Origin of the sequence: Caballeronia sp. dw_19, from assembly GCF_018449515.1 — a bacterium.
In the GTDB taxonomy this organism is placed as follows: domain Bacteria; phylum Pseudomonadota; class Gammaproteobacteria; order Burkholderiales; family Burkholderiaceae; genus Caballeronia.
The window spans coordinates 140,482-161,914 of the sequence record NZ_JAAVUQ010000012.1 but is presented as its reverse complement, the minus strand read 5'-3'; the positions used below and the strand labels follow the sequence as shown (position 1 = coordinate 161,914).

The 21,433-nt window shown below is 56.7% G+C and carries 21 protein-coding genes and 1 tRNA gene; 5 read left to right on the top strand and 17 right to left on the bottom strand.

Translation table 11 applies throughout. The annotated features are described in order from the left end of the window. Positions 1-329: 329 nt before the first annotated feature. The gene (locus tag HB376_RS18475; RefSeq protein ID WP_213765140.1) at positions 330-1,343 is read left to right on the top strand and encodes an NAD(P)-dependent oxidoreductase; all 1,014 of its coding nucleotides are present in this window, start codon (positions 330-332) and stop codon (positions 1,341-1,343) included. On the opposite strand, the gene HB376_RS18470 is transcribed toward HB376_RS18475, so the two are convergent. Genes HB376_RS18470 through HB376_RS18460 form a run of 3 tightly spaced genes read right to left on the bottom strand, consistent with a single transcriptional unit; the run spans position 1,344 to position 3,128 of the window. After that, positions 1,344-1,820 (bottom strand): OsmC family protein, encoded by a 477-nt coding sequence (locus HB376_RS18470; RefSeq protein ID WP_213765099.1) that lies wholly within the window; start codon positions 1,818-1,820, stop codon positions 1,344-1,346. A 17-nt stretch (positions 1,821-1,837) separates the two neighbouring features. Beyond that, positions 1,838-2,713 carry a patatin-like phospholipase family protein gene (locus HB376_RS18465; RefSeq protein WP_213765098.1) on the bottom strand — a complete coding sequence of 292 codons (876 nt, stop codon included), beginning with the start codon at positions 2,711-2,713 and terminating at the stop codon, positions 1,838-1,840. A 10-nt stretch (positions 2,714-2,723) separates the two neighbouring features. Beyond that, positions 2,724-3,128: a PaaI family thioesterase gene (locus tag HB376_RS18460; RefSeq protein WP_213765139.1), complete on the bottom strand. Its 405-nt coding sequence runs from the start codon at positions 3,126-3,128 to the stop codon at positions 2,724-2,726. A 272-nt stretch (positions 3,129-3,400) separates the two neighbouring features. Here HB376_RS18460 and HB376_RS18455 point away from each other — a divergent pair. Together HB376_RS18455 and HB376_RS18450 are read left to right on the top strand one after the other, a co-directional pair. Beyond that, positions 3,401-3,476, top strand: a tRNA-Lys gene (locus HB376_RS18455). A 297-nt stretch (positions 3,477-3,773) separates the two neighbouring features. Next, positions 3,774-4,757 (top strand): Abi family protein, encoded by a 984-nt coding sequence (locus HB376_RS18450; RefSeq protein WP_213765097.1) that lies wholly within the window; start codon positions 3,774-3,776, stop codon positions 4,755-4,757. 126 nt (positions 4,758-4,883) lie between these two features. Here the strand turns inward: HB376_RS18450 and HB376_RS18445 are convergent, their stop codons facing one another. The 3 genes from HB376_RS18445 to HB376_RS18435 all read right to left on the bottom strand — a co-directional run bounded on the left by HB376_RS18445 (position 4,884) and on the right by HB376_RS18435 (position 7,325). Further along, complete coding sequence (locus HB376_RS18445; protein WP_213765096.1) at positions 4,884-6,149, bottom strand: MFS transporter; 1,266 nt, start codon at positions 6,147-6,149, stop codon at positions 4,884-4,886. Positions 6,150-6,189: 40 nt separating this feature from the next. Next, complete coding sequence (locus HB376_RS18440) at positions 6,190-6,753, bottom strand: isochorismatase family protein (RefSeq protein ID WP_213765095.1); 564 nt, start codon at positions 6,751-6,753, stop codon at positions 6,190-6,192. 107 nt (positions 6,754-6,860) lie between these two features. Next, positions 6,861-7,325: a MarR family transcriptional regulator gene (locus HB376_RS18435; RefSeq protein ID WP_213765094.1), complete on the bottom strand. Its 465-nt coding sequence runs from the start codon at positions 7,323-7,325 to the stop codon at positions 6,861-6,863. A gap of 572 nt (positions 7,326-7,897) precedes the next feature. On the opposite strand from HB376_RS18435, the gene HB376_RS18430 reads away from it, so the two are divergent. Further along, complete coding sequence (locus HB376_RS18430) at positions 7,898-8,188, top strand: hypothetical protein (RefSeq protein WP_213765093.1); 291 nt, start codon at positions 7,898-7,900, stop codon at positions 8,186-8,188. A gap of 68 nt (positions 8,189-8,256) precedes the next feature. On the opposite strand, the gene HB376_RS18425 is transcribed toward HB376_RS18430, so the two are convergent. Both HB376_RS18425 and HB376_RS18420 read right to left on the bottom strand, forming a co-directional pair. Then, the gene (locus tag HB376_RS18425) at positions 8,257-8,427 is read right to left on the bottom strand and encodes a hypothetical protein (protein ID WP_213765092.1); all 171 of its coding nucleotides are present in this window, start codon (positions 8,425-8,427) and stop codon (positions 8,257-8,259) included. 315 nt (positions 8,428-8,742) lie between these two features. Beyond that, positions 8,743-9,063 (bottom strand): DUF4148 domain-containing protein, encoded by a 321-nt coding sequence (locus HB376_RS18420; protein ID WP_213765091.1) that lies wholly within the window; start codon positions 9,061-9,063, stop codon positions 8,743-8,745. A gap of 267 nt (positions 9,064-9,330) precedes the next feature. On the opposite strand from HB376_RS18420, the gene HB376_RS41050 reads away from it, so the two are divergent. Then, positions 9,331-9,516 carry a hypothetical protein gene (locus tag HB376_RS41050; RefSeq protein ID WP_255631420.1) on the top strand — a complete coding sequence of 62 codons (186 nt, stop codon included), beginning with the start codon at positions 9,331-9,333 and terminating at the stop codon, positions 9,514-9,516. 352 nt (positions 9,517-9,868) lie between these two features. Here the strand turns inward: HB376_RS41050 and HB376_RS18415 are convergent, their stop codons facing one another. The 9 genes from HB376_RS18415 to HB376_RS18375 all read right to left on the bottom strand — a co-directional run bounded on the left by HB376_RS18415 (position 9,869) and on the right by HB376_RS18375 (position 21,432). After that, entirely contained in the window at positions 9,869-10,627 is a 759-nt protein-coding gene (locus HB376_RS18415; RefSeq protein ID WP_213765090.1) for a WecB/TagA/CpsF family glycosyltransferase, read from the bottom strand. Positions 10,628-10,830: 203 nt separating this feature from the next. Continuing rightward, complete coding sequence (locus HB376_RS18410; RefSeq protein WP_255631419.1) at positions 10,831-11,844, bottom strand: polysaccharide lyase; 1,014 nt, start codon at positions 11,842-11,844, stop codon at positions 10,831-10,833. 68 nt (positions 11,845-11,912) lie between these two features. Beyond that, a complete protein-coding gene (locus HB376_RS18405) occupies positions 11,913-13,061 on the bottom strand; it encodes a glycosyltransferase family 4 protein (protein WP_213765089.1) in 1,149 nt (382 codons plus the stop codon). Continuing rightward, positions 13,054-14,373 carry an O-antigen ligase family protein gene (locus tag HB376_RS18400; protein WP_255631418.1) on the bottom strand — a complete coding sequence of 440 codons (1,320 nt, stop codon included), beginning with the start codon at positions 14,371-14,373 and terminating at the stop codon, positions 13,054-13,056. Before HB376_RS18400 ends, HB376_RS18405 begins: the two co-directional genes overlap by 8 nt. Further along, positions 14,366-15,199, bottom strand: coding sequence for a glycosyltransferase family 25 protein (locus HB376_RS18395; RefSeq protein ID WP_213765088.1), 834 nt, complete (start codon positions 15,197-15,199; stop codon positions 14,366-14,368). Before HB376_RS18395 ends, HB376_RS18400 begins: the two co-directional genes overlap by 8 nt. Next, positions 15,200-16,510 (bottom strand): flippase, encoded by a 1,311-nt coding sequence (locus HB376_RS18390; RefSeq protein ID WP_346730523.1) that lies wholly within the window; start codon positions 16,508-16,510, stop codon positions 15,200-15,202. It lies immediately after the preceding gene. A 198-nt stretch (positions 16,511-16,708) separates the two neighbouring features. Beyond that, on the bottom strand, positions 16,709-17,953 hold the full coding sequence (gene wecC, locus HB376_RS18385) for a UDP-N-acetyl-D-mannosamine dehydrogenase (RefSeq protein WP_213765087.1): 1,245 nt from the start codon (positions 17,951-17,953) through the stop codon (positions 16,709-16,711). Positions 17,954-17,971: 18 nt separating this feature from the next. After that, entirely contained in the window at positions 17,972-19,153 is a 1,182-nt protein-coding gene (gene wecB, locus HB376_RS18380; RefSeq protein WP_213765086.1) for a UDP-N-acetylglucosamine 2-epimerase (non-hydrolyzing), read from the bottom strand. Positions 19,154-19,233: 80 nt separating this feature from the next. Further along, complete coding sequence (locus HB376_RS18375; RefSeq protein ID WP_213765085.1) at positions 19,234-21,432, bottom strand: polysaccharide biosynthesis tyrosine autokinase; 2,199 nt, start codon at positions 21,430-21,432, stop codon at positions 19,234-19,236. Position 21,433: the final 1 nt, after the last annotated feature.

Here is a 21,433-nt window from a genome sequence, read left to right as displayed (position 1 = left end):
GCCGTCTGAATCGCGGCTTGCGTCGGCACGGAACAAACTGTTAAAAAGGGATAGGGGTTGTCTCCATCATTGCCGGTTTTCCGGCGCTAGCGACGCGTGAATGGCTAAACTGCCGTATTCCACATTCGAATTCTTTAAACACCCATCCGGCGACCCGTAAATTCGTCGGGTTACACCAGCAGCTTAACGCGACGCGATGCCCGTATTTCGGCGAATTTATACGTGATTACCCGATTTATCCGTAATTACCCGAACTTAGCACGTTGATTCCTGTCCATCCTCGAATTTCTGCAGTACGTTTGATGCCTATCAAAAGCCAATCCATGCCAATCAAAATTGCCATCCTGGACGACTACCAAGACGCCGTTCGCAAGCTCGATTGCTTCAGTCTGCTCGCCGATCACGAGGTGAAAGTCTTCAATAACACGGTGCGCGGACTCGGACAGTTGGCTAGCAGACTCTCGGAAGTAGAAGCGCTCGTTTTGATCCGCGAACGCACCCGGATCAGCTCGCAACTGCTCGACAAACTGCCGCGGCTGCGCATGATCAGCCAGACCGGCAAGGCGGGCGGCCATATAGAACTCGATGCCTGTACCGAGCGCGGAATTGCCGTGCTGGAAGGTACCGGTTCGCCGATCGCGCCAGCAGAACTGACCTGGGCGCTGATCATGGCCGCGCAACGCCGGATTCCGCAGTACGTCGCGAACCTGAAGCAGGGTGCGTGGCAGCAGTCCGGCCTGAAGACCTCCGCTTTGCCGCCGAATTTCGGCCTGGGCCAAGTGCTTCGCGGCCAGACGCTCGGGATCTGGGGATACGGGAAAATAGGCCAGTTGCTCGCCGGTTACGGCAAGGCGTTTGGCATGAAAGTGGTGGTCTGGGGCCGGGAGCACTCGCAGGCGGCCGCGCGTGCGGACGGCGTGAATGTCGCCGAGAGCCGGGAAGCGCTGTTCGAACAGAGCGATGTGCTGTCGCTACATCTGCGGCTGAACGACGAAACGCGCGGCATTGTCACCACCGCCGACCTGATGCGCATGAAGCCCACCGCGCTGTTTGTGAATACCAGCCGCGCCGAATTGCTCGAAGAAAACGCGCTGCTCAACGCGCTGCATCACAACCGGCCGGGGATGGTTGCTATCGACGTATTCGAAAGCGAGCCGATCCTGCAGGGATATAGCCTGCTGCGCATGGAAAACGTCATTTGCACGCCGCACATCGGGTATGTGGAGAGGGAGAGCTACGAGCTCTATTTCACGGCGGCGTTCAAGAACATTCTCGCCTTCGATGCCGGCGACACATCGAGCGTCGCCAATCCGGAAGCGCTGGTGGGTGGACGCCGGCGATAGTCAGATGGTCGAAACGTCCGTGGACGGCTCGCATCGGACGGGGAAGTTGACCGAGTTCGCGATAAAGCAGAACTTGTGCGCTTCCTCGTGCAAACGGCCGGCCAGCTTCACGTCACCGCCCGCGCCAATAGTCACTTGCGGGCGCAGGAGGACGTCGGTGAAGTGGCCGCTTCCTTGCGTCGATTCCTCCATTGTGCCCACGGGGTCATCCACGTAACCCGTCACCACGATGCCATTCACCGCGCAAAGGTGCAGGTACCAGAGCATGTGGCACGACGAAAGCGACGCGACGAACAGCTCTTCCGGGTTGTGGCGCGTGGCGTTGCCGCGAAACGCCGGATCGCTCGATGCCTCGATGGCCGGCTTGTTCGCCGCACGCACGAGGTGATCGCGGGAGTACCCATCGTAGCGCGAGGTGCCGGAGCCCTGATCGCCCGTCCAGACGACTTGCAGCGTGTATTTGTGGTGTTTGGTCATCGATTCAACACTCCTTTTTAGAGATGTGCCGCTGCGCCGAGCAGATCGGGCAAGCGCGTCAGGAATTGCTCACCGTCGGTACGGCCCAGGTCGTACGCGGGCCGCATCAACGACGGGCTCGTGTAATCCCATGCCGAAATCGGCACCTTGCGTGAAGGCTGCACATAAACGCGACGGTGGTCGCGGTTCGCGCCGTGCTCCACGACAAACATCTGCGGTCGCGGATACACGCGCGTCACCATCACCAGAACGAGTCCCGGCGATGCATCCAGCGCGCCGACCGGCACATTGTCGACCATGCCGCCGTCGAGCACGGGCCGCCCGTTTCGATGCATGACCGGCGTGAACGGCGGCGTACACGACGATTGCAGGATCAGGTCCGCGAGGTCATCGACGGTCGCGCACTCTTGCGCCTTCACAAATTCCGGATGGAAACCCAGGGACTGACCGAGCGTGGGATGCAACTTCTTGCGCACGTACTTTTCGATGTTATAGGCGATCAGCCCCGCGGCCACCGCGCTTCGTGCGCCGAGCCAACGCGGCAAATGCGATACGCCGATACGAATCTCCGGCGCATTTTGCAGCGATGGAAACTCCGCGCCGTAGATATCGAGTAAAGCCTGGCGGTAGATCCGATAGTGCGGGAACACCGATTCACCACGCAGCAAATTGCCCCAATACGCGTTTTTCGAATTGTCGCGCAGCACGTGCGCGTAGTAGTCCATCACCCACTCGGAGCGGTTCATGTACAGCATGCAGGCCGTGGCCGCGCCGGCCGAGATGCTGGTAATCACGCGCGGGCGCAGCTTGAGTTCCGGCTGGACGACGTCCCAGAAACCGGCTTGCCACCAGCAGCGGTTGCCACCGCCGGCGAATACGACTTGATCGAACATGGTTTTCTTTTTATGTGAGCAGCATGACCGTGGTGGTCGCGTGAGCGGCGAGAGCGCCGGTTTCATCGTGGAGTTCGATTCCGCCGAAAATCAGGTTGCGGCCGCGGCGCAGGATTTTGGCCGTAACGAGGACGTCGCCGGTTTTGACCGGGCGCAGGAAGCTTGTTGTGAGCGAGACGGTGGTCATCGGCTGGAAACCGCCTAGCGCGTGGGCGATGGCGACGATCATGGCGGTGTCGGCGGCGGCCATGAACACCTGGCCGCAAATCACGCCGCCCATGTGGCGAAGTTTGTCCGCGTGGGGCAGACGCAGGGTGACGCTGGTATCGGTGGAGCTTGACGGCGTCAGGCCCAAGTCGCGGATCCACGGCGCGAAGGTAGTGTCGAGCAGAACACGGATGGCGGATTCGTCCATGGATTTGGGTTTATTGATGGTGGTCTCGCGGCTGTTTTTGTAGCTGCTTTCGTGCGGTTGCCGATGCCGCAACGAGTGCGTGTTTCATCCGTCCGTCATGATAACGGCTCGTGACAATTGCCCGAAGCCAGGCTTTTTTGGGATGGCCGATAAGCGTCCGCGCTATGTATGACGCGGCTTTCAGCCGTCTGCGAGACGGTATTTTAGGGTTTTGCGTTGCAGACAGTTGCGCAATCGGCGAAAACGTCGCTATAATTCGGATTCAGTTTTTCGGGGCGTTAGCTCAGCTGGTAGAGCAGCGGACTCTTAATCCGTAGGTCGACAGTTCGAATCTGTCACGCCCCACCAAAGATTCATGCAAAAAGCCCAGTCATCGCGACTGGGCTTTTTGCTTTGTGAATTGCGTACTGTCATGGATCAATGCACCGGTCCGGCAACGTTCGGGATAAAGCGACGTCGGTGCAAATTCATTGGCCCGAGCGCTGCATAAAGCATCGACATGTTCGGCCACACGTCTGCGCCTGTTGACTTAGCGATCAGGATACTTAATAATTGTAAGCAATACGACCCGGCCCTCTGCGTAGTTTGCACGACCGGGTTTTCTCGTTAACGGGGCGACAAAAGGGCGGCGAAACGGCAACAAAAATGACCACCCCGTACACGAAGCCTCACCTCACCTATCGCGCGCAGCTAGAACAGATCAAGGCACGCGGCCTTATTGTCGACGACGAAGATAGTGCTTTGTGGCACATAGAAAAGCTCGGCTACTACCGCCTCAGCGGCTACTTCTATCCGTTCCGCGTCCTGCCTCCGAACATGGGCTCGCAACCCAAGCGCGAATCTAACTTTGTCGAGGGCACCTCTTTCTCGCACATTTCGAAACTGTACAAGTTTGACCAAGCGCTACGACTCCTTGCGATGGGCGCCGTGGAGAAATTGGAGGTCGCGCTGAGAGCGAAAGTTGCTTACCACATGGGCGGCCTCGATCCTTGCGCGCATCTGAACTCAGATTTGGTCAATCAGAAGTTTTGCGCTACCCCTGCCGAAAAAGTCGGCGAAGCGCGGAGACCGTCAAATTTCGCGACTTGGGTACAGCAACACGACAAGTTGGTCGCTCGCTCCCGCGAAGATTTCATTCAGCATTTCAAAACCACTTACGACCCGCCCATCCCGCTGTGGGTGTCGATTGAAGTTTGGGACTTCGGCTTGCTGTCGCACTACTTTGCTGGGTTAAGAGACAAAGATAAGCAGTTAATTGCTTCGGAGTTAGGGATACCTCGCCACGTTCTGATGGCAAGCTGGCTTCGCACGATTAGTCACTTGCGCAATATTTGTGCACACCACAGCCGCTTATGGAACCGCAGCATGGTGGACAGCCCCAAACCACCAGCCAGAAATGAAGTTCCTTTGCTCGAGCATCTCTCCGGAGAACGCAACTTGTTCTTGCGCCAACACGTGTACGGAGCCTTCGCGATTATTCAATTCCTTTTGATCGCGATGGGTTTTGACTCTACGTGGAAGCAAGCTTTTGTAACGCTCATCGAAGAATTCCCGAGGGTCGAAGGGGTTGCCACTTTAGACGCAATGGGGTTTCCGGAATCATGGCGTGACCTCGCTCTCTGGAATTAACCGGCGCACTCGCGAGAGTCCAGCTATCGATGACCAACGGCGCCGAGTCAATCACCGGCGTCGCTCCTCGAGCGTGATGAAACGAGCTAGACATTGCCGTATACCGCTCGCGCATCGAAGCCCCCCTCAAACCACCGCATCCCCATCATCGATACTAAACCGCAGCCTCCCTGCATCGATAAACACTCGCAACTGCCGATACTTCACCAAATACCGTACCCCGACCATCGCTGCCGCAAAACCCGCCGCCGCGGCAACGCCAAGTGCCCAACGCGGGCCGAACGTATCGGCTACCCAACCGACAACCGGCGCACCCAAAGGCGTGCCGCCCAACGCAATCGCCAAAAAGATCGCCATCACACGTCCGCGCATCGCAGGCTCGGTGGATAGCTGCATCGTGCTGTTTGTCGTCGTGGTGATGGTTTGCGCGGACACGCCAATGACCACAAGCGCAAGACCAAAGAACCCATAACTCGGCGCGATCGCCGCCAGCACACAGCCGGCCCCGAAGACCGCGGTACTAGCGAACAACACACCAATACGCGGCTTCGCCCGCCTCGCGGCGAGCAGCGCGCCCGCGACAGTCCCGATCGCCATGATCGACGACAAGAGCCCGTATTGACTCGCTCCGGCATGAAAGACGGTGACGGACATCGTGGAGATGAAAATCGGGAAATTGAGCCCGAACGTACCGATCAGAAACAGCATGAGCAGCACCGCTTTCAGATCCGGCCGCTTCCAGACATAACGAAACCCTTCTGCCAGGCTCCCCCGCGCACGGACGGCCCGCTTGCTCACGTGAAATTCACCAACCCGAAGAAACCCCAGCGAGCAAAGCACCGCGACAAACGATGCCGCGTTGATCAAGAACACCCACCCGGTCCCCACCGATGCAATCAGCACACCGGCAATGGCAGGACCGATCATCCGCGCGGCATTGAACGACGTGGAGTTCAACGCGACTGCGTTCGACAGATCGGTTTCACCGACCAGCTCGGAGACGAAGGTCTGACGCGCGGGGGCATCGAACGCACTGACGCAGCCGAGCAAAAACGCAAACACGTACACGTGCCATAACTGGACCCATCCAGCGACGGTGAGAATACCCAGCCCAAGCGCGAGGGTTCCCAAAGCCGCCTGAGTGCCGATCAGGAGTTTGCGGCGATCGAGATGATCGGCCGCAAAACCGGTAAAAGGCAGCAAGAGAAGATGCGGACCAAACTGGAGCGCCATGACTACACCGACCGCGGTCCCATTGTGGCGGGTCAGCTGCGTGAGCACGAGCCAATCCTGGGCCGTGCGCTGCATCCACGTTCCGATATTGGAGACGATCGCACCACCGGCCCAGACCCGATAGTTGAAGCTGTTCAGCGAGCGGAAGGTGCCTTTCACCGGACCGCTCCCGAGGCGGCTATCTCCGCGCTGAAAGAGCTCACGCGCGGGTGCTGCCGAGCAGTTCGATGATCTCCTTGCTCGTACCGGTCTCGCCCAGCCTTGGGAAGATCCGCGTGATGCTGTTGGTGTGGGCATCGGCGTTCATGTCGGTCATCGCATCGACGGCGAGCGTCACGTTGAACCCGTGCTCGTGCGCATAACGTGCGGTCGACTCGACACCAATGCTGGTCGCCACCCCGGCAATAACGACTTGCGTGACGCCCAGCTTCTTCAGATGTTCATCGAGACCGGTATTCGTGAACGCGCCCCACGTCCGCTTCGTGACGATGTGATCTTCCGGCTGTTGCTTCAACTCGGGGACAAGATCGGCCCAATCGGCGGGCAGTCCGGCAAGGCTGCGAGCCTGCTCCGACCGGCCCGGCGCGCCGCCGGCAACGTTGACGAGCACGACGGGCAATCCGCGGCTACGGAACGCGTCAAGCAAGTCGCTTGCGTGCTTCACGACTTCATTGACGGGATGCACGGTGGGAAGCGCAACAATGCCCTTCTGCAAATCGATGACTACAAGAGCCGTCTTCGGGTCGAGCGTGGTGATTGCCATGGTGTTTCCTTCCTGCGAGTTGGACTGCGACGCGCCCGGATTGAGGCGCGGCAAAGGGGATAGGTGAGAGCCGATGGCACGACTTCTGCCACGCGAGCTAGGGTCAATCAGGAATCGACGAGCCGGTTGAGCAGCGCCACAGTGGTGACGAGCTCTTCTTGTTCCGCAGACGTCAGCTTGGTTCGGATCGCACGGAACAACCAGTCTTCCCGGGCCGCACGGCTCGCCTTGATCCACTCGCGGCATGCATCAGTGAGGGACAAAATGGTCTGACGTCCATCGGCCGGATCCGGCGTGCCGGTCACAAACCCGGCCGCCTCGAGAGCAGACACGGTGGCGCCCATGGATTGCGGGCGCACACCTTCGGCGCGCGCAAGCGTGGTTACGGTCGCGGGACCCTCGCGCTCCAGACGGCTAAGGGCCGACATCTGGGACAAGGTGAACTCTCCCAGATTGGCTTCTTCGCGCAACCGCCGCTTCAGCTTGCCAAGCACCACGCGCAATTCCCCCGCGACAGCGTGCGCATGCGCGACTTCCGGATCCGTGTGTTGCGTTTTCTCGTTCGTGTTCATGACCGTACGTTAGCAGATACCAAGTCAAACTACAAAGTTAAACTTTGTATATGAATCGGTAGACGTCAACCGGGAGCGGAACATGGGCAGCATGAAGATATGAGCGGGCGGCAGTCGCCGGCGGAGCAAGCGATCCCGGATGCGGGTAGCGTGGCGTTACATGCTCGGCGATGGTAAATGGCGTGAATGGTCCGATGGCGCCAATACGCATCTTGTCTATGATCTATGAAACGACAGCAGAAGATTCGGCGGCGCTAAACCGCCCCACCAATAACAATGCATCTATCAAAGTTGGCGCAATCCTTATTTTTCCGTAAAAATCTTCCCGAAAACCCTACCAGCCTTATGGTCGCTAATGGAGGATTATTGAAGCGTAATTGTTCCCCATGTGCATTGTATTTTGGGGCGTGCAAACACCTGCCCGAGTCGAAAGCTTGAGATTCACAGACCCTACCCAGCGCATTCCAGCCTTTTTGCACGCGTTGTTTCCGTTTTTTTCAATTACTAACAACCACGTTTACTCCGACACGGGAAAATCACCAATCGAAAATCTCGTTTAACGAGGAGGCCGAATGCACGCCATTCCACTCAACTATAACGATCACGTTTTGGTGCCCCTTGCAGCCGGCGAGCGCGGCAGCTTTGCGTCGATGGTCATTGTCACCAAGCCGGGTGGCACGCGTTGGGCATCGGGCGTACTCGGCCACTTCCCGGAAGCGGCCGACGCCTGCCGGTTTGCTATCGAATATGGAAAAGCTGAGGTTGACGGGCGGAGGGATCCGCGAGCGGTGAAGTCACCTGTCGAAACTGAACTGGGAGCGAGCCGCACAATTACTCCGCGCGCCTCCACCCCTGCGCCATGAAGTTCGTCACTCACGTCTTCTTTGCCCACTGCAAGTCGCGAGTGGGCTTTTTGCTTTTTAGCGACGCATTAATGCTTGTGATGCATCCAGCTCATGTGATGCGTATCGAGCCACTCACGCATACGTAGCCGTCCGCTGCCATCCTCCGGGTGCTCGCGTCGGTACCGGCGGCCCAATATGGCAGCAATAACTATCAGGACCGCAAGGCCCACCACAAAACCGATCATCGACTCAGTCATGGCCGCCTCCTTGATGCGTCACAGCTTGCTTATATTTTAGGTCACACATTTTGAAATGCGAATCTTGCCGCGTGCAAGCGCTGTCTTTGTTGCACGTTCAGAAGCGGCCTTTTTATGTACCGTCGAAAGACGCAAAAAAGCCCAGACAGCGAAGCTGGGCTATTCCACCGCGATTAAACCCGTTGAAGAAGCTGCGGATTCAGCCTTTTAAAGGTCTGTGGCGCAAACATCCTGCTCGCCCGGGACCGCGTTGCCTGGCGACTCACATTCGCTTAGTCGCCGGCGTCTTGTCATACCGCGTGATGATTAATGTGATTAATGGCCCATATATATCGAGCGCACGTTGTCGCCGGATGAGGATTGCACAGCGGCCCCGGAATCCGACGAACCATTAGCCACGCCGCCATAGCTACTGGTACCGCTATTTTGGGCCGCGACGCGTGCTTCTGCAGCTTGAATGTTGGCTGGGTAGTCGTAATCGTTCGATGTTGCCGGGTTATAGCCGGCTTTCTCAATCTGGACCAATTGCGCCTTCACTTCGGCGCGCGTCAACGGTTGTTGATTCGACTGAGCAAACGAAACGGCCGGGACGGCGAGCACTGCGGCAACTACAACGGCTTGAATGAGCGACTTCATGATACTTACCTCCGAATCTTTGTTTGTCGCGAACAACCCTGTTCGCGTTCTCTGATTCCAGTGTAGGTACGCCGTTTCTGAAAATTAAGCGCGATGCGCGCAAGAGATTATTGTTGTTTTAGGTGTAAACCCTATGGATGTTTTGAGGGCGGATACCCGACTCGGCGCTGCCTGTAATTTTCCGAAACCAACTCGCGACGCACGACACAATTCCACCCGAACAATCGCCCGGTTCGATCTCTCTAACCTCAAATAGGGAGAAAAATCATGATCAGGCTCTTTCTTGTCGTAGGACTCGCGATCGGCCTTTCAGGATGCATCGTCGCGCCGCCTTATGGGTACGCCCCGGCGCCGGGATATGGATACGCATACGCACCGGGGTATTACGCGGCGCCGACAGTTGGCGTAGGGATCGGGTTTGGTGGTGGAGGCTGCTGTTGGCGGGGGAGGTGAGTGAATTTGTGGCCGGATTTGCCGCGACTGAATCACCGTTTGAGCGACACCGACTGCCGCGCGTTGCGATGCGTGGGCACGTAGATGCGGTTACTTTTCGTCAGCACGGTTTTATCGTCTCGTAAGGCGACGGCGACACGCTCCACGCTCCTTGGCAATGGGATTCACGAAAGACTTTCCTGGAATAAGAAACTTTCGGCTGAGAACCACCCCGCGATCATTCTGAAAATCAACCGGTCAACGACACCGCGCCAGGCACATTCCAGCCGTCCGTTATCTGCCGGGAGCTGGATCACACGCCGACAATGCAATCGTGTCAGCAGCATCAAATGAGCTGCCAAAACGGTCCAACCTATTTGCTACTCTGGCTGCCACTAACAACCGAAGCGATGCGCGATTTGAGCAGCATCAGCGCGAACTTATTGTTGGTTATGAAATAGCGCGTCCACATCCGTCGAGGTTCTTGCGCAACGCGAAATGCCCATTCCAGTCCGCTGCGTTGCATCCATCCAGGCGCCCTGCGCACCTTGCCAGCAACCACGTCGAAGGTACCGCCCACCCCCATGACGAAATCAACACCGAGACGATCCTTCCAGCGGTTGATAAAGTTTTCCTTTTTCGGAGACGTAATCGCTACAAATAGTAGCCTCGCGCCCGAGCGGCGAATCAGATCAACCACATGCTCTTCATCGTCCCAAAAATAACCATGATGGCAGCCGGCGATCTGTAGCTCTGGATAACGTGCAGACACAACCTGCGCTGCGCGGCTGACCACGGCATCCGTTGCTCCCAGCAGAAATACAGGAAAACCACGTTCTGCTGCCATCTGCAGGAGGCGCTCGAATAAATCAACGCCTGCGACCCGCTCAGGCACATCGAAACCTAAGAGTCTTGCCCCCCAAACAACGCCCATCCCGTCGATATTGACAATGTCGCAAGCACGAATCGACGCTGCCAACTCCGGGTCTTTCTGCATATGGACAAGCTTCGCGACATTGACGACGACGTGCTGAGTGAACTGCTTTTCCTCAACTCGCGAGCCGATACATTCCACGGTCTCGTCCATTGTCGCGACGTCTACCGGACAAGAAAACAGTTCAATGCGTTTCATTGCGTTTATCCGACACGTTGGGTGTCTGTGCTGCATAAAGGCTCAACGCGCGGAACGCCTGCGCTTGAGCCCAGTGCAAGTGGTTGATGCGGCTAAAGGATAAATTCCACGAGATCAAATGAGCGGACATACGGTCCGCGCTAAATCCAGCGCATCAAGCCCGCCGCAACTCCGAACTAGTTTGAACCGTTCCTCAGAGACGATCATCGCTGAGACACGTACACCGGCCCGAAGAACATTGTGATCTGGCTAACATCTGACGGCTGGGTTACCCAGCTCGACTTATACAGTCCTATTTTCAGGTAGGCACTTTGATCGTCCAGATACGCATTTGGCACACCTTGCACGGCATAAACCGACTGACCGTCCTTGTATAATTCAACCGAAGAATGGGCTCCTGTTTCATCAGGTATGTATCGCAAAGCCCAATTCACCCATTTCCCCGTGTCTGCATCGGCACAACATAGCGACTTTCCGCCGGATACAGTTGTCGGATTCTGTCCGCCGCGTTCGGAAATCGTGTACTGATTTCCAAGTAAAGTGAGTGCGATCGTCGGCGAACCCGAGGCTAGCGATTGATGAATCTGTGTAATGATTACAAGTTGCTTGGTGTCAAACGCAAATCCGACAGGGAGAAACGTGCTCCACCGGATCAAATAATCCTTACCTTGTATGAACGTGACAGGTGCGGGAAACAGCAACTCCGCGCGTGGCACACCATTCGCGACGTTTGCGAAGTTCTCGTTTCGGCTAATACTTACTCGCAGAGCACTGCGCCCAGAAACGACCGGATCGGCTACCACGGAGATGTCACCGGGGTTAGCCTGAACGCCGATCTGCGCGTTTATGCCATCCTGCCATTCTGCGGAGTAGAGAGACTCATAAGTGTCCGCCCACGCCTGAGTCGTGGGATCGTTCCAAGTCACCACAGGAGTCTGTGCTCCGGCAATGCTGCAGCCAACCAGCGCAGCGGCCCCAACGAGATGCCTGAACAGGCTTGTCTTTTTTTCGTGCATTACCGCTCCAATTCGTGCGGCAACCTCGCGGCAGCATTCAATGTGGAAAAGACCTGTGTAGAGTCCGGGCGACAGCGAATCTTCGACAGCCCTCCTCTCATCCGAATGAGGTTCCGCAACCATCATTGCGGCAGGTTGCCAGTCTCCAACGTTCGCCGAATGGATTGCGTTGCATCGACTCTCGACTGCATACAAATCCATGCTTTTCGGTTCCCGTCTCCAGGCGCTCAACGACAGAAACAGCCTAGCGGCACTAAGGCATTTCGTATTCATTGCCTTCCTGTTCTTTTCATTGCGACATCTCGATAGCACTGGACATATTGACCGACGATGGCCTCAGTCGAATAAAGTCGCCGGGCCCTATCACGACCGGCAAGTCCCATCTGCCGAGCGCTCTCTGGACTTTCTATCAACGATCGAATACTTCCAGCCAGCGCTTTAGGATCACGCGGCGCAACCAAATAACCTGTCACACCCTCTTCAACGAGATCAAGAAATCCCCCTCTATTCGTGCCGATGACCGCGACGCCGCAGAACATGGCTTCAAGCGTCACGATGCCAAAAGGCTCCCGATAGCTGGGCAAACAGAAAGCCCGTGCGTCGCGGTAGAACTGCAACTTCTCCTCACCGCTGAGCCATCCTACGAACGTAACGCGATCGCTAATTTGGAGGTTCTCAATCATTTGCTCCCAGGGGCGAATGTCGCCGGTGCCGGCGAGTTTGAGACGAGCGAAACATCCTTCACCCTTAAGTAGTGCGATGGCAGCAAATAAATCTGCGATTCCTTTCTCCGGCACGAAACGAGCAGCGAATGCAAGATACGGGAGACAGTCACTTCTGGCGGTCTTCTCACCGTCTTTAGTGGCTGTCTCAGCCGCGTATGCGCTGTTCCCAATCGTATAAATTCTATCCCGCGTCCCTCTTTCGTCTTCTAGGTCCTGGCTCATCTCCCTAGATACACCAATTGCCGCGTCGGAGCCTCTAACAAAGTTAGTTACTGCGCGGGCGACCATCCAACCGGCGCTAGAGCGAAACGCCTTGAGGTTGTTCGCATGCCAATGAAATAACGTCCTTTTCCCTCTGGACCGAGCGATTAAATAGAGCACGAACTTTCTGTAGAACGATCCGTCTGCCGACACGTGAAAATGAACAGCATCCACTTTTTGGCACATGGCAATAACAAAACGGGGGATATCGACAAGTCCGAACAGCAACAGATTGATCGGCCTTTTAAACCCGCGCGTTTCGAAGAAAGAAAACGAAATACCCTCGTCTCCAAAAAGCACCGCGCTTGCGGCAAGCTCGCCTAAAACAGATGCGACTCCTCCACGTTGTCCGAAGCCGGGTCCAACGTGGAGTACCTTCAGAGGTCGCAACAACGGCACATTGGTTGCGGGACTAATTTCAGCTTCAGTCATTGTGAAATCCACGCTTAGAGGAAGGCGAGTTACTCGATATGGCAGCGCGATTCACAAGTACCGCGATGACAGCGAGAAATGGACCTACGATCGCGGATACGAGTACATGTCCTGCTGTGCAGGCAATCACCATCAGTACGACGAAGAACAATTTTCCAAATCGGACCACGGAACCACCCCGTCGATGAATGAAAGTTCGTCCGAGATCAAAAAGGTAGAGCGAGAACACCGGGAAGCCTAGTGCTAACACTAGGTCCGGGCCATCAATCTCAATCGGATAACGTACCGTGGGGTAGCCGCCGGTCAATAGTGCGACATAGTCTTGTCGGCTAAGCTCACTCCACACATTAGCGAGTTTTACGTTTCGTCCAGACATCACGATCGTGAGCAACTGATCATCGGTTGTACGATCTCTTTGGTAGGCAAAATAGTTGAGACTAAGATCGACCGCTTGCTGCACCGCAGGCACTGACACATAGACCACGATCGCGGTTCCAATCAACAACATCGCTACTGACGCTGCTCGCAGCGTCGCCTTGAGAATCCCATACCGGGCATAGAAGTAGGCACATATAACGCCTAGCGCCCCCACCATCGCACCCTTTGTGCCGACGAGCATCGATGCTACAAGTAGTAATCCGACAAAAATCGCGTCAAGGAAAGTCCACCCACGGTGCAAAATCCTCAGGTATGCATATGATAATCCAATCATCATCAGAGCCGAGGTCTCGTTCTGCGCATAAATGATTCCCTTGTAACCGGCGCGAATCTGCGTATCACCACGATAGCTCCGGAACATGTCGATCGAAAAAGTTGCCCCTGCAACGATCGACAACGCATAAATGATCAGAGCCGCTCGAACAACGGGTTCGAGCTTCGCCAATTGCCGATCGCTCAATCCAGACAATGCGGCGACGTATACGAAGAACGAAAATACCTTGAGGATGGCGATGACCTCCTCGACATATTCTCCGCTGGTCATTCCAGCGAGCGCATAGGAGATAGATGACGCTCCAACAGCCACGACCACAAGAAGCATGATCCGCAAGCTTGAAAGCTGTACCCTGCCGCGAAATGACATCATGGCCAACAGCCCAACGAGCACAATTCCTCGCAGGAAAAGCGAGTACCGCGCGCCAAAGTCACCGCCGACACCGCCTTTCAGCGCAAACACAGATAGAAAGTCGCCTAGCGGAGATAACGCAAATCCAGCTACCAGCAAACCCCATACCAATGGCCTTGTGAAATACACAGTACCGTCGCCCATACCTGGACTGCCGGCCCAAGTCTTATATGCGCCGAAATCACTCATACTTGGCCGCGCGCATATGCGATGTAGATCGACGTGCTACTACGCTGAGCATGAAGATGACCATCCATCGGACACAGGTTCTGCATATGCGCAACGGCTTCAGCAGGATTTCATGCCAGCTGGCGCGAAGTGACGTGAGCGCTCGCCGATCAGCCTCAATGCTGCTTTCCATGATCTCGAAGCCCTCCCACACCGCATAGGGACGCAGCTCCTTTACACGCATACCGCCATGGTCGCGATGCCACGGCCAGTCGTCGAGCAGAGCCTTTACCCTACCGTTCGTATGTGCCAATGCAAGACGGGCACCGCGTGCCGATATCCAGTATCCGACCGCGCCGGAAGTCCACTGCTTGAACGGAACACCGATGCGCATACTGTCGACTACATCGACCCGCTTTAGCGGCTCATAAAAATAGGTCCGCGTAGCCGACGCGCGGCGCAACTTTGAGCGCCCAAGTAATACAACCTCCGTGATTGACGCGAGCTGCTCGTCCGAGACAAGCAGCACCCGTTCGAAGAACGCCGACTCTAGTAGTGCGTCATCCTCAAGCACCACCGCGCCGTGCCCCGACTCCGCGATTTTCTTCCAGACTTCCCTGTGACTTATAAAACATGCCACCTCTGCACGGCTCAAGGAGCGACCATAGCGACTGCGCGCGGAATCGTCGTCATAAAGCATGCCGAATTCAGAGTCGGATATGACACGCGCATCAAACGCATCTTCAAAAGTGAAGGGAACATTTTGATCAGTCAGCACCTTCCCGATGGATTCGCGTCTATCCGAGCGCTTCAAAGATATAACGTGCACGTTAAACATGATGGACATTTACCAATTCATTACTTGCTTGAAATGCGCACGCATCGGAGTCGAGCGCATGATGATGACGAGATACGTACTAAGGATCGCTATCTCAGCGATCAGGAATGATCCAGCCGCACCGTCCGCGCCGTAGCGCGGAACCAGGACCAGCGATAACGCAATGCTCAGGCAACCGGCCGCGAGCATAACTATTGAGCGTCTACGGCTGTCAGCGAAAGGAACCAGTACTTGCAGCCCGAGGAAATACGCCAGGTTCCCAAATAACGTCGCCAGGCAAAGCAACTGAAGCACCGTCGCAGAATCGTGAAAAGCACTTCCTAATATCAGGCTGGTGACGTGTCCGGATAGAAACGTAATCGCCAGCACACCAAGCATCGTGGTCGCCGCTGTTGCAATCAGGCCGATCACCGTCAGCTTGGCCGCTGCGCGAGGTGCGTCGACCATCAGCGCGGATATGCGGGGATAAAGGATGGTATTTATCTGAGCGGGGACCATGTTTCCGACGGTCTTTAACTTATCGGCGGCAACATACAATCCCACCTGATACGGTCCGGCCAGCGAGGCCAGAATGATGGTATTGGTCGCGCCAAAGAGCGTTACCGATGCCGACGAGACGAACATTTGCGTGCTTTGTGCCAGACGCGATCGGACTGAATTCCAAGAAAGCCTAGGGCTACGCAATACCCCGAGCCGCTGAGCAGCGACCATCGAGAAGATCGCAGTAAAGACCGGGGCTGTCGCCTGAATTCCGACGGCGATGGCGATATCGCTGGATTGACGAACCAGCAGAAATGTCAGCGGCAACGTGATAAAACGGCCAGCCAGCGAAACGGTCGCAAACAGCGAGAATCGCTCAAGACCCTGCAAAAGCCAGTTTAGGGTAAAGACATTGCTTACGACGACCAACCACGACAACAGGATCGCGGTGCGCGCGGCCGCTGCTTGGTGATCAAAGTGAAGCACTGCGAGAAGGGCACAGAACGAAACCACACAAAGGCATGCTTTTGCGCCAATCGTCGACCAAATGAGTTCGTTAAGCTCACCGGAGCGTCCCCTCAACGCAACTACCGCCTGAGGGCCGCTCAGGTTGAATCCCCATTCAGTAAGCACAGTCCCATAGATCGCTATCGCCATAACGTATCCCAACACACCGAACCCGGTCGGCCCGAGGATCCGCGTGAGATACGGGAAAGTAGCAAGCGGTACCAGGTAATTGCCGATCTGCCAAACGAGCATCGCGACAAAGTTCCTGCCAAGACCAGCAGCGGCCCTTGGTGCCCGCCGCGTTGAGTTTTCGACGCCAGCCTGGTCACTCACGGGCGCTCCCTCGCCCCATCTACAGAACTTGAAAAAGCAGTGCTCGACTGCGCGAGGCGATAGCACTGCGGGCGCTCGGTGCGAACTTCCGTGGAAGCGCGAATGCCCGACATATTCTCGGGGAAGCCGGGACGCGTTCGCCCCGCATCAAGATGCAAGTTGGACGTTGCGAAACCTAATTCGCAACAGGTCGCAATACTAGCCACGAGACAACAACCCTCGCGTATCAATCACGACCTTCGCTTGCAGCCTGACCGGATCGACCCGCTTGAACTGCGTATGATCAACAAGAATCACGATCACATCCGCTTCGTTCAGTGCCTCATTCAATTCACAAAACCGCACAATCCCCTCAAGCGATTCCGGCAACTTCCTGATATTCGGCTCGACAACCATCACCTGCCCACCAAACCGCAAACCGATCTCGCGCGCGATATCCAGCGCCGGACTCTCCCGCAGATCGTCGATATTCGCCTTGAAAGCCAGCCCGAGACAGGCGATCACGGGTTCCTTGAACCTCTTGGCTGCGCGCTCGATACGATCGATGACATAACGCGGTTTATCGTCGTTGACGATTCGCGCCATGCGAATCAGGCGAGCCAGTTCGGGCGCGGAATCGACAATGAACCACGGGTCGACCGCAATACAATGCCCGCCAACACCCGGCCCAGGCTGAAGAATACTCACGCGCGGATGACGGTTCGCAAGCCGGATCAGTTCCCATACGTTGATATCGAGTTCGTCGCATATCACGGACAACTCATTAGCGAACGCAATGTTCACGTCGCGGAAAGAATTCTCGGTGAGCTTGCACATCTCGGCAGTGCGGGCATCGGTAAGAATGCATTCTCCCTGCACGAAAATTTGATACAACTCGCGCGCCACTTCACTGCATCTGGGCGTCGCTCCGCCGATCACCCTGTCGTTCTCGACAAGCTCACGAATCACATGCCCCGGCAACACGCGCTCGGGACAATGCGCAATGCGAATATCGGAACTCTCACCGGCCTGCTGTGGAAAAGTCAGATCAGGACGAAGCGCGGCCATCCACACCGCCATCTGCTCCGTCGCACCCACGGGCGACGTTGATTCGAGCACGACCAGATTGCCCGCTTTCAGCACCGGCGCAATCGCCCGACTCGCGGCCTCGATGTAGCTCAAGTCCGGCTTGAACCCTTCAAGAAAAGGCGTCGGCACCGCAATAAGAAACGCATCGGCCGGCTCCGGCGTAACAGTCGCGCGCAGATACCCCTGCGTGACAGCCGCGTGAACGAGCATGTCGAGTTCGGGCTCAACAATATGAATTGCGCCCTTGTTGATGGTGTCGACCGTACGCTGGTTAACGTCGACACCAATCACTTTTTTGCGCCGCGCAGCGAAGGCTGCCGCAGTCGGCAAACCGATATAGCCGAGTCCGATGACCGAAATCACATCGAATTCCATGATCTTTACCTTTTGTCTTTATGTAGAGGTTTCTAGTTGTTCAACTGTCGTGTCGAGGTTGCCCTTCTTGGCTACCCACGCAGGCCTGAGCGCATTCACGATCCGTTCACACGCGTGCCCATCGCCGTAAGGATTTTCTCCACTGCTCATTGAGCGATACGCCGCGGAGTCGTCCAGCAGTTCCGACACCCCATCCACAATCGCCCGCACTTCCGTACCGACCAGTCTGACAACGCCAGCATCGACTGCTTCCTGACGTTCTGTCGTATCACGCATCACCAACACCGGCTTGCCGAGCGATGGCGCTTCCTCCTGAACCCCGCCGGAATCGGTAAGTATCAAATGCGCTCTATCCATCAGGAGCACGAAGGGAACATAGTCAAGCGGTTCGATCAAATGGATATTGGGAATGCCCGTAAGCAGCCGCGTGACGGGCTCCTGGACCAACGGGTTCAAATGCACCGGGTAGACCACGTCAATGTCGGGACGCGCATGCGCAATCTCGGCGAGTGCCGCACAAATGCGCTCGAAGCCAGAACCGAAACTCTCACGCCGATGTCCCGTGACGAGGAGCATGCGCCGCCCCGGAGCGAGCCGAGGCAGATGCCGCTCGGCGTTCGCGCGTAATTGCGGATCGATCTCGAGCAGGCGGCGAACATGAAGCAGTGCATCGATCACTGTGTTGCCCGTGACTACGATTCGTTCATCCGGGACGTTCTCCGCGAGCAGGTTGTGGCGCGCCCGGTCAGTCGGGGCGAAATGCACTGCCGCGAGAGAGCCGGTCAACTTGCGGTTGCCCTCCTCAGGCCACGGCGAAAGCAGGTTTCCGGTCCTTAGCCCCGCTTCCACATGCCCCACCGGAACGCGCTGATAAAACGCTGCCAGACTCGCCGCCATCGTGGTCGTGGTATCGCCGTGGACCAGCACGATATCGGGCTTGCAGTCTTTTATGACGTCGCGCATGCCGAGTACGATCGCGGTCGTCATGTCATACAGATCCTGGCTGCGCTTCATGACGTTGAGGTCAAAATGCGGCCGGATCTGAAATAGTTCAAGCACCTGATCGAGCATTTGCCGATGCTGGCCGGTCACGCAGACGTAGCAGTCAATCCCCTCAGTGTCTTTCAGAAGCTTGACAAGCGGAGCCATCTTAATGGCTTCCGGACGTGTCCCAAATGTAAGTAGTACTTTTTTATTCATAAAAAGTCCTGGATCGACACGTTTTCCAGAATACGCAACATGCGTATCAGGGGTAATGCGTTGCAGTCTTTGAACACTTATTACGTGGCGCTTTCGTACGCCGCGTAAGTACCATGTGCGGCGCTCCGTTGCGGCACGTCAGTGAGCACAATGCCCTTGACTTCAACGCCCGCGCCGCCGAGCAATCTCATCGACTCCCGAAGCTCGGTTTCCGAATGCCGGCCATGGCGCATCACAAGCAACGTCGTTCCCGCATGCTTGCCGATCACCGACGAATCGGTTGCCGCAAGAATCGGTGGCGTATCCACGATCACGAGGTCATAGGCATGCGACAAGTGCTCGATAATTTTTCCGAGCCGATCGCTCATCAGCACTTCCGACGGGCTCGGCGAAAGCGCGCCGCGTGTAAGCAGATCCAGATTGGGGAGCACGTGCCGGCGCACGACCGTATCAATCGCTGCCCCGGTCATGGCATCCTGAAGTCCTGGATCACGGAATTTTCCGAAGTAAGCGTGAAGGTTCCCGCGACGCAGATCGGCGTCTATGAGCAACACGCGCTTGCCGGCGGACGCCAGCACAGCAGCCAGATTCACTGATAAGAACGACTTACCAATATCAGGGCGAGGGCCCGCCACCATCACGACGTTGTTGGTTGCCTTTGCCATGCGAAACAGCAGCGCGGTGCGCAGACTCCGGATACCTTCCACCGCGATGTCTCCCGACGACGAGGACGCGAGAACATGCTGCCCCCGGTCTCCGCGCCGCGCCGATCGCTGCAGCACGATTTGACGTTCGCTGTGCAGGATGACTGCGTAGACCGGCACGCCCGCGGCTTCCTCTATCTCCAGCGTGTCTTCCATGCCGCGATTCAAAGAGCGCCGGAGCAGCGCCGCGCCGACGCCCAGCAGCAAACCGAGAACACCCGCGGCGCCAATGACAATGAGTTTCTTGGGCTTGACCGGTTGTTCCGCAACCACGGCGTAGTCAACTACGCGAACATTGCCCTGTTGTCCCGCCTTGAGGACCTGGAGCTGCTGCGCGCTGGTCATCAGGTTCATATAGAGACCTGTATTGACATTCACGTCACGCATCAACCGCACTGCGGCTTGCTGCGTGTCCGGGAGGGACGAGACCTTCGCGGTGAGTTGATTCTGTTCGCGTTGCAAGTCCGCCAGTTGGGCGTCGATGGCCGCAACAGAAGGATGGTTCGGCGTAAAGCGCTGCAACAGGTCCGCCCGCTGTTGCTCCAGCGCGGTGATACGCGTCTTTCCGTCGACGATCGACTGCAGCAACAGCCGGCTTTCCTCTACGAGGTCGACCGTGCCGGTCTTGTTTCGGAACGTGTTGTAACGCTGCTCCGAGTTATCGAGGCCCGACTTCAACTCCGGAAGTTGATTGTCAAGGAAACCCAGCATCTGCGCGGCTTGACCGGACTTCAAACCAACGTTGCGCTGCACGTAGCCACGCACGATCGCATTGACCGTATCGGCGGTGCGTGCGCTGTCGATCCCATCCAGCCGAACCCCGACAATGCCCGACTGCTTGACCTTCTCACTGATATCAAGATCTTTCTGCAACTTCTCGGTCACAAGCTGTGTTGACGAACGTTTCAGCTTGAACACAGTGCCAGCCCGCGCCACGAATCTGCTGACCGTCAGACTCACAGGCCCGTATTGGGTCTTGCCAACCACAGGTTCGCCGAGACGCCCTTTGAGAACGACATCGCCATCCGGGCCTCTAAGCTCGAACGTCTGATTGGAACCGGCGACCAGCTTGAATTTCTCGTCGTACAGGACGGGAGGCACGTCGAATTGAGTCACTTCCAATTGCTCTCCACCCCACGCATAGCTACTCAGTCCCCACAAAGGCGCCGCGAGTTGATCCGTAGCAGCGCTGCGTGCGATCCATGAACCAATCAACGGAAAATAGCGCGGCTTCGCATCAATATCGAGGTGAAGACTGCGAACGGTTGCATCAATCAACTCGCGCGAACGGATCAGCTCAATTTCGGCATCGGCCGTGGCCTTGCCGCCGAACAACTCGGCCAGATCACCCAGCTTGTCGTTCATCGCACCCGAGTTGTCGTCGACCTGAACCATTGCGTCCGCGCGGAACACCGGCGTGGAAAAAATCGCGTAGCCAATACCCAACGCGAGCGTGGCGGCAGCAACCAACGAAATGAGAAGCTTGTTCTCCCGGAGGGTCACAGCGATCGCAGACAGATCGATCTCATCGTCGGCGTTCGACGCGGAGCGAGGGTTGGTAGTGTGGAGACTCATT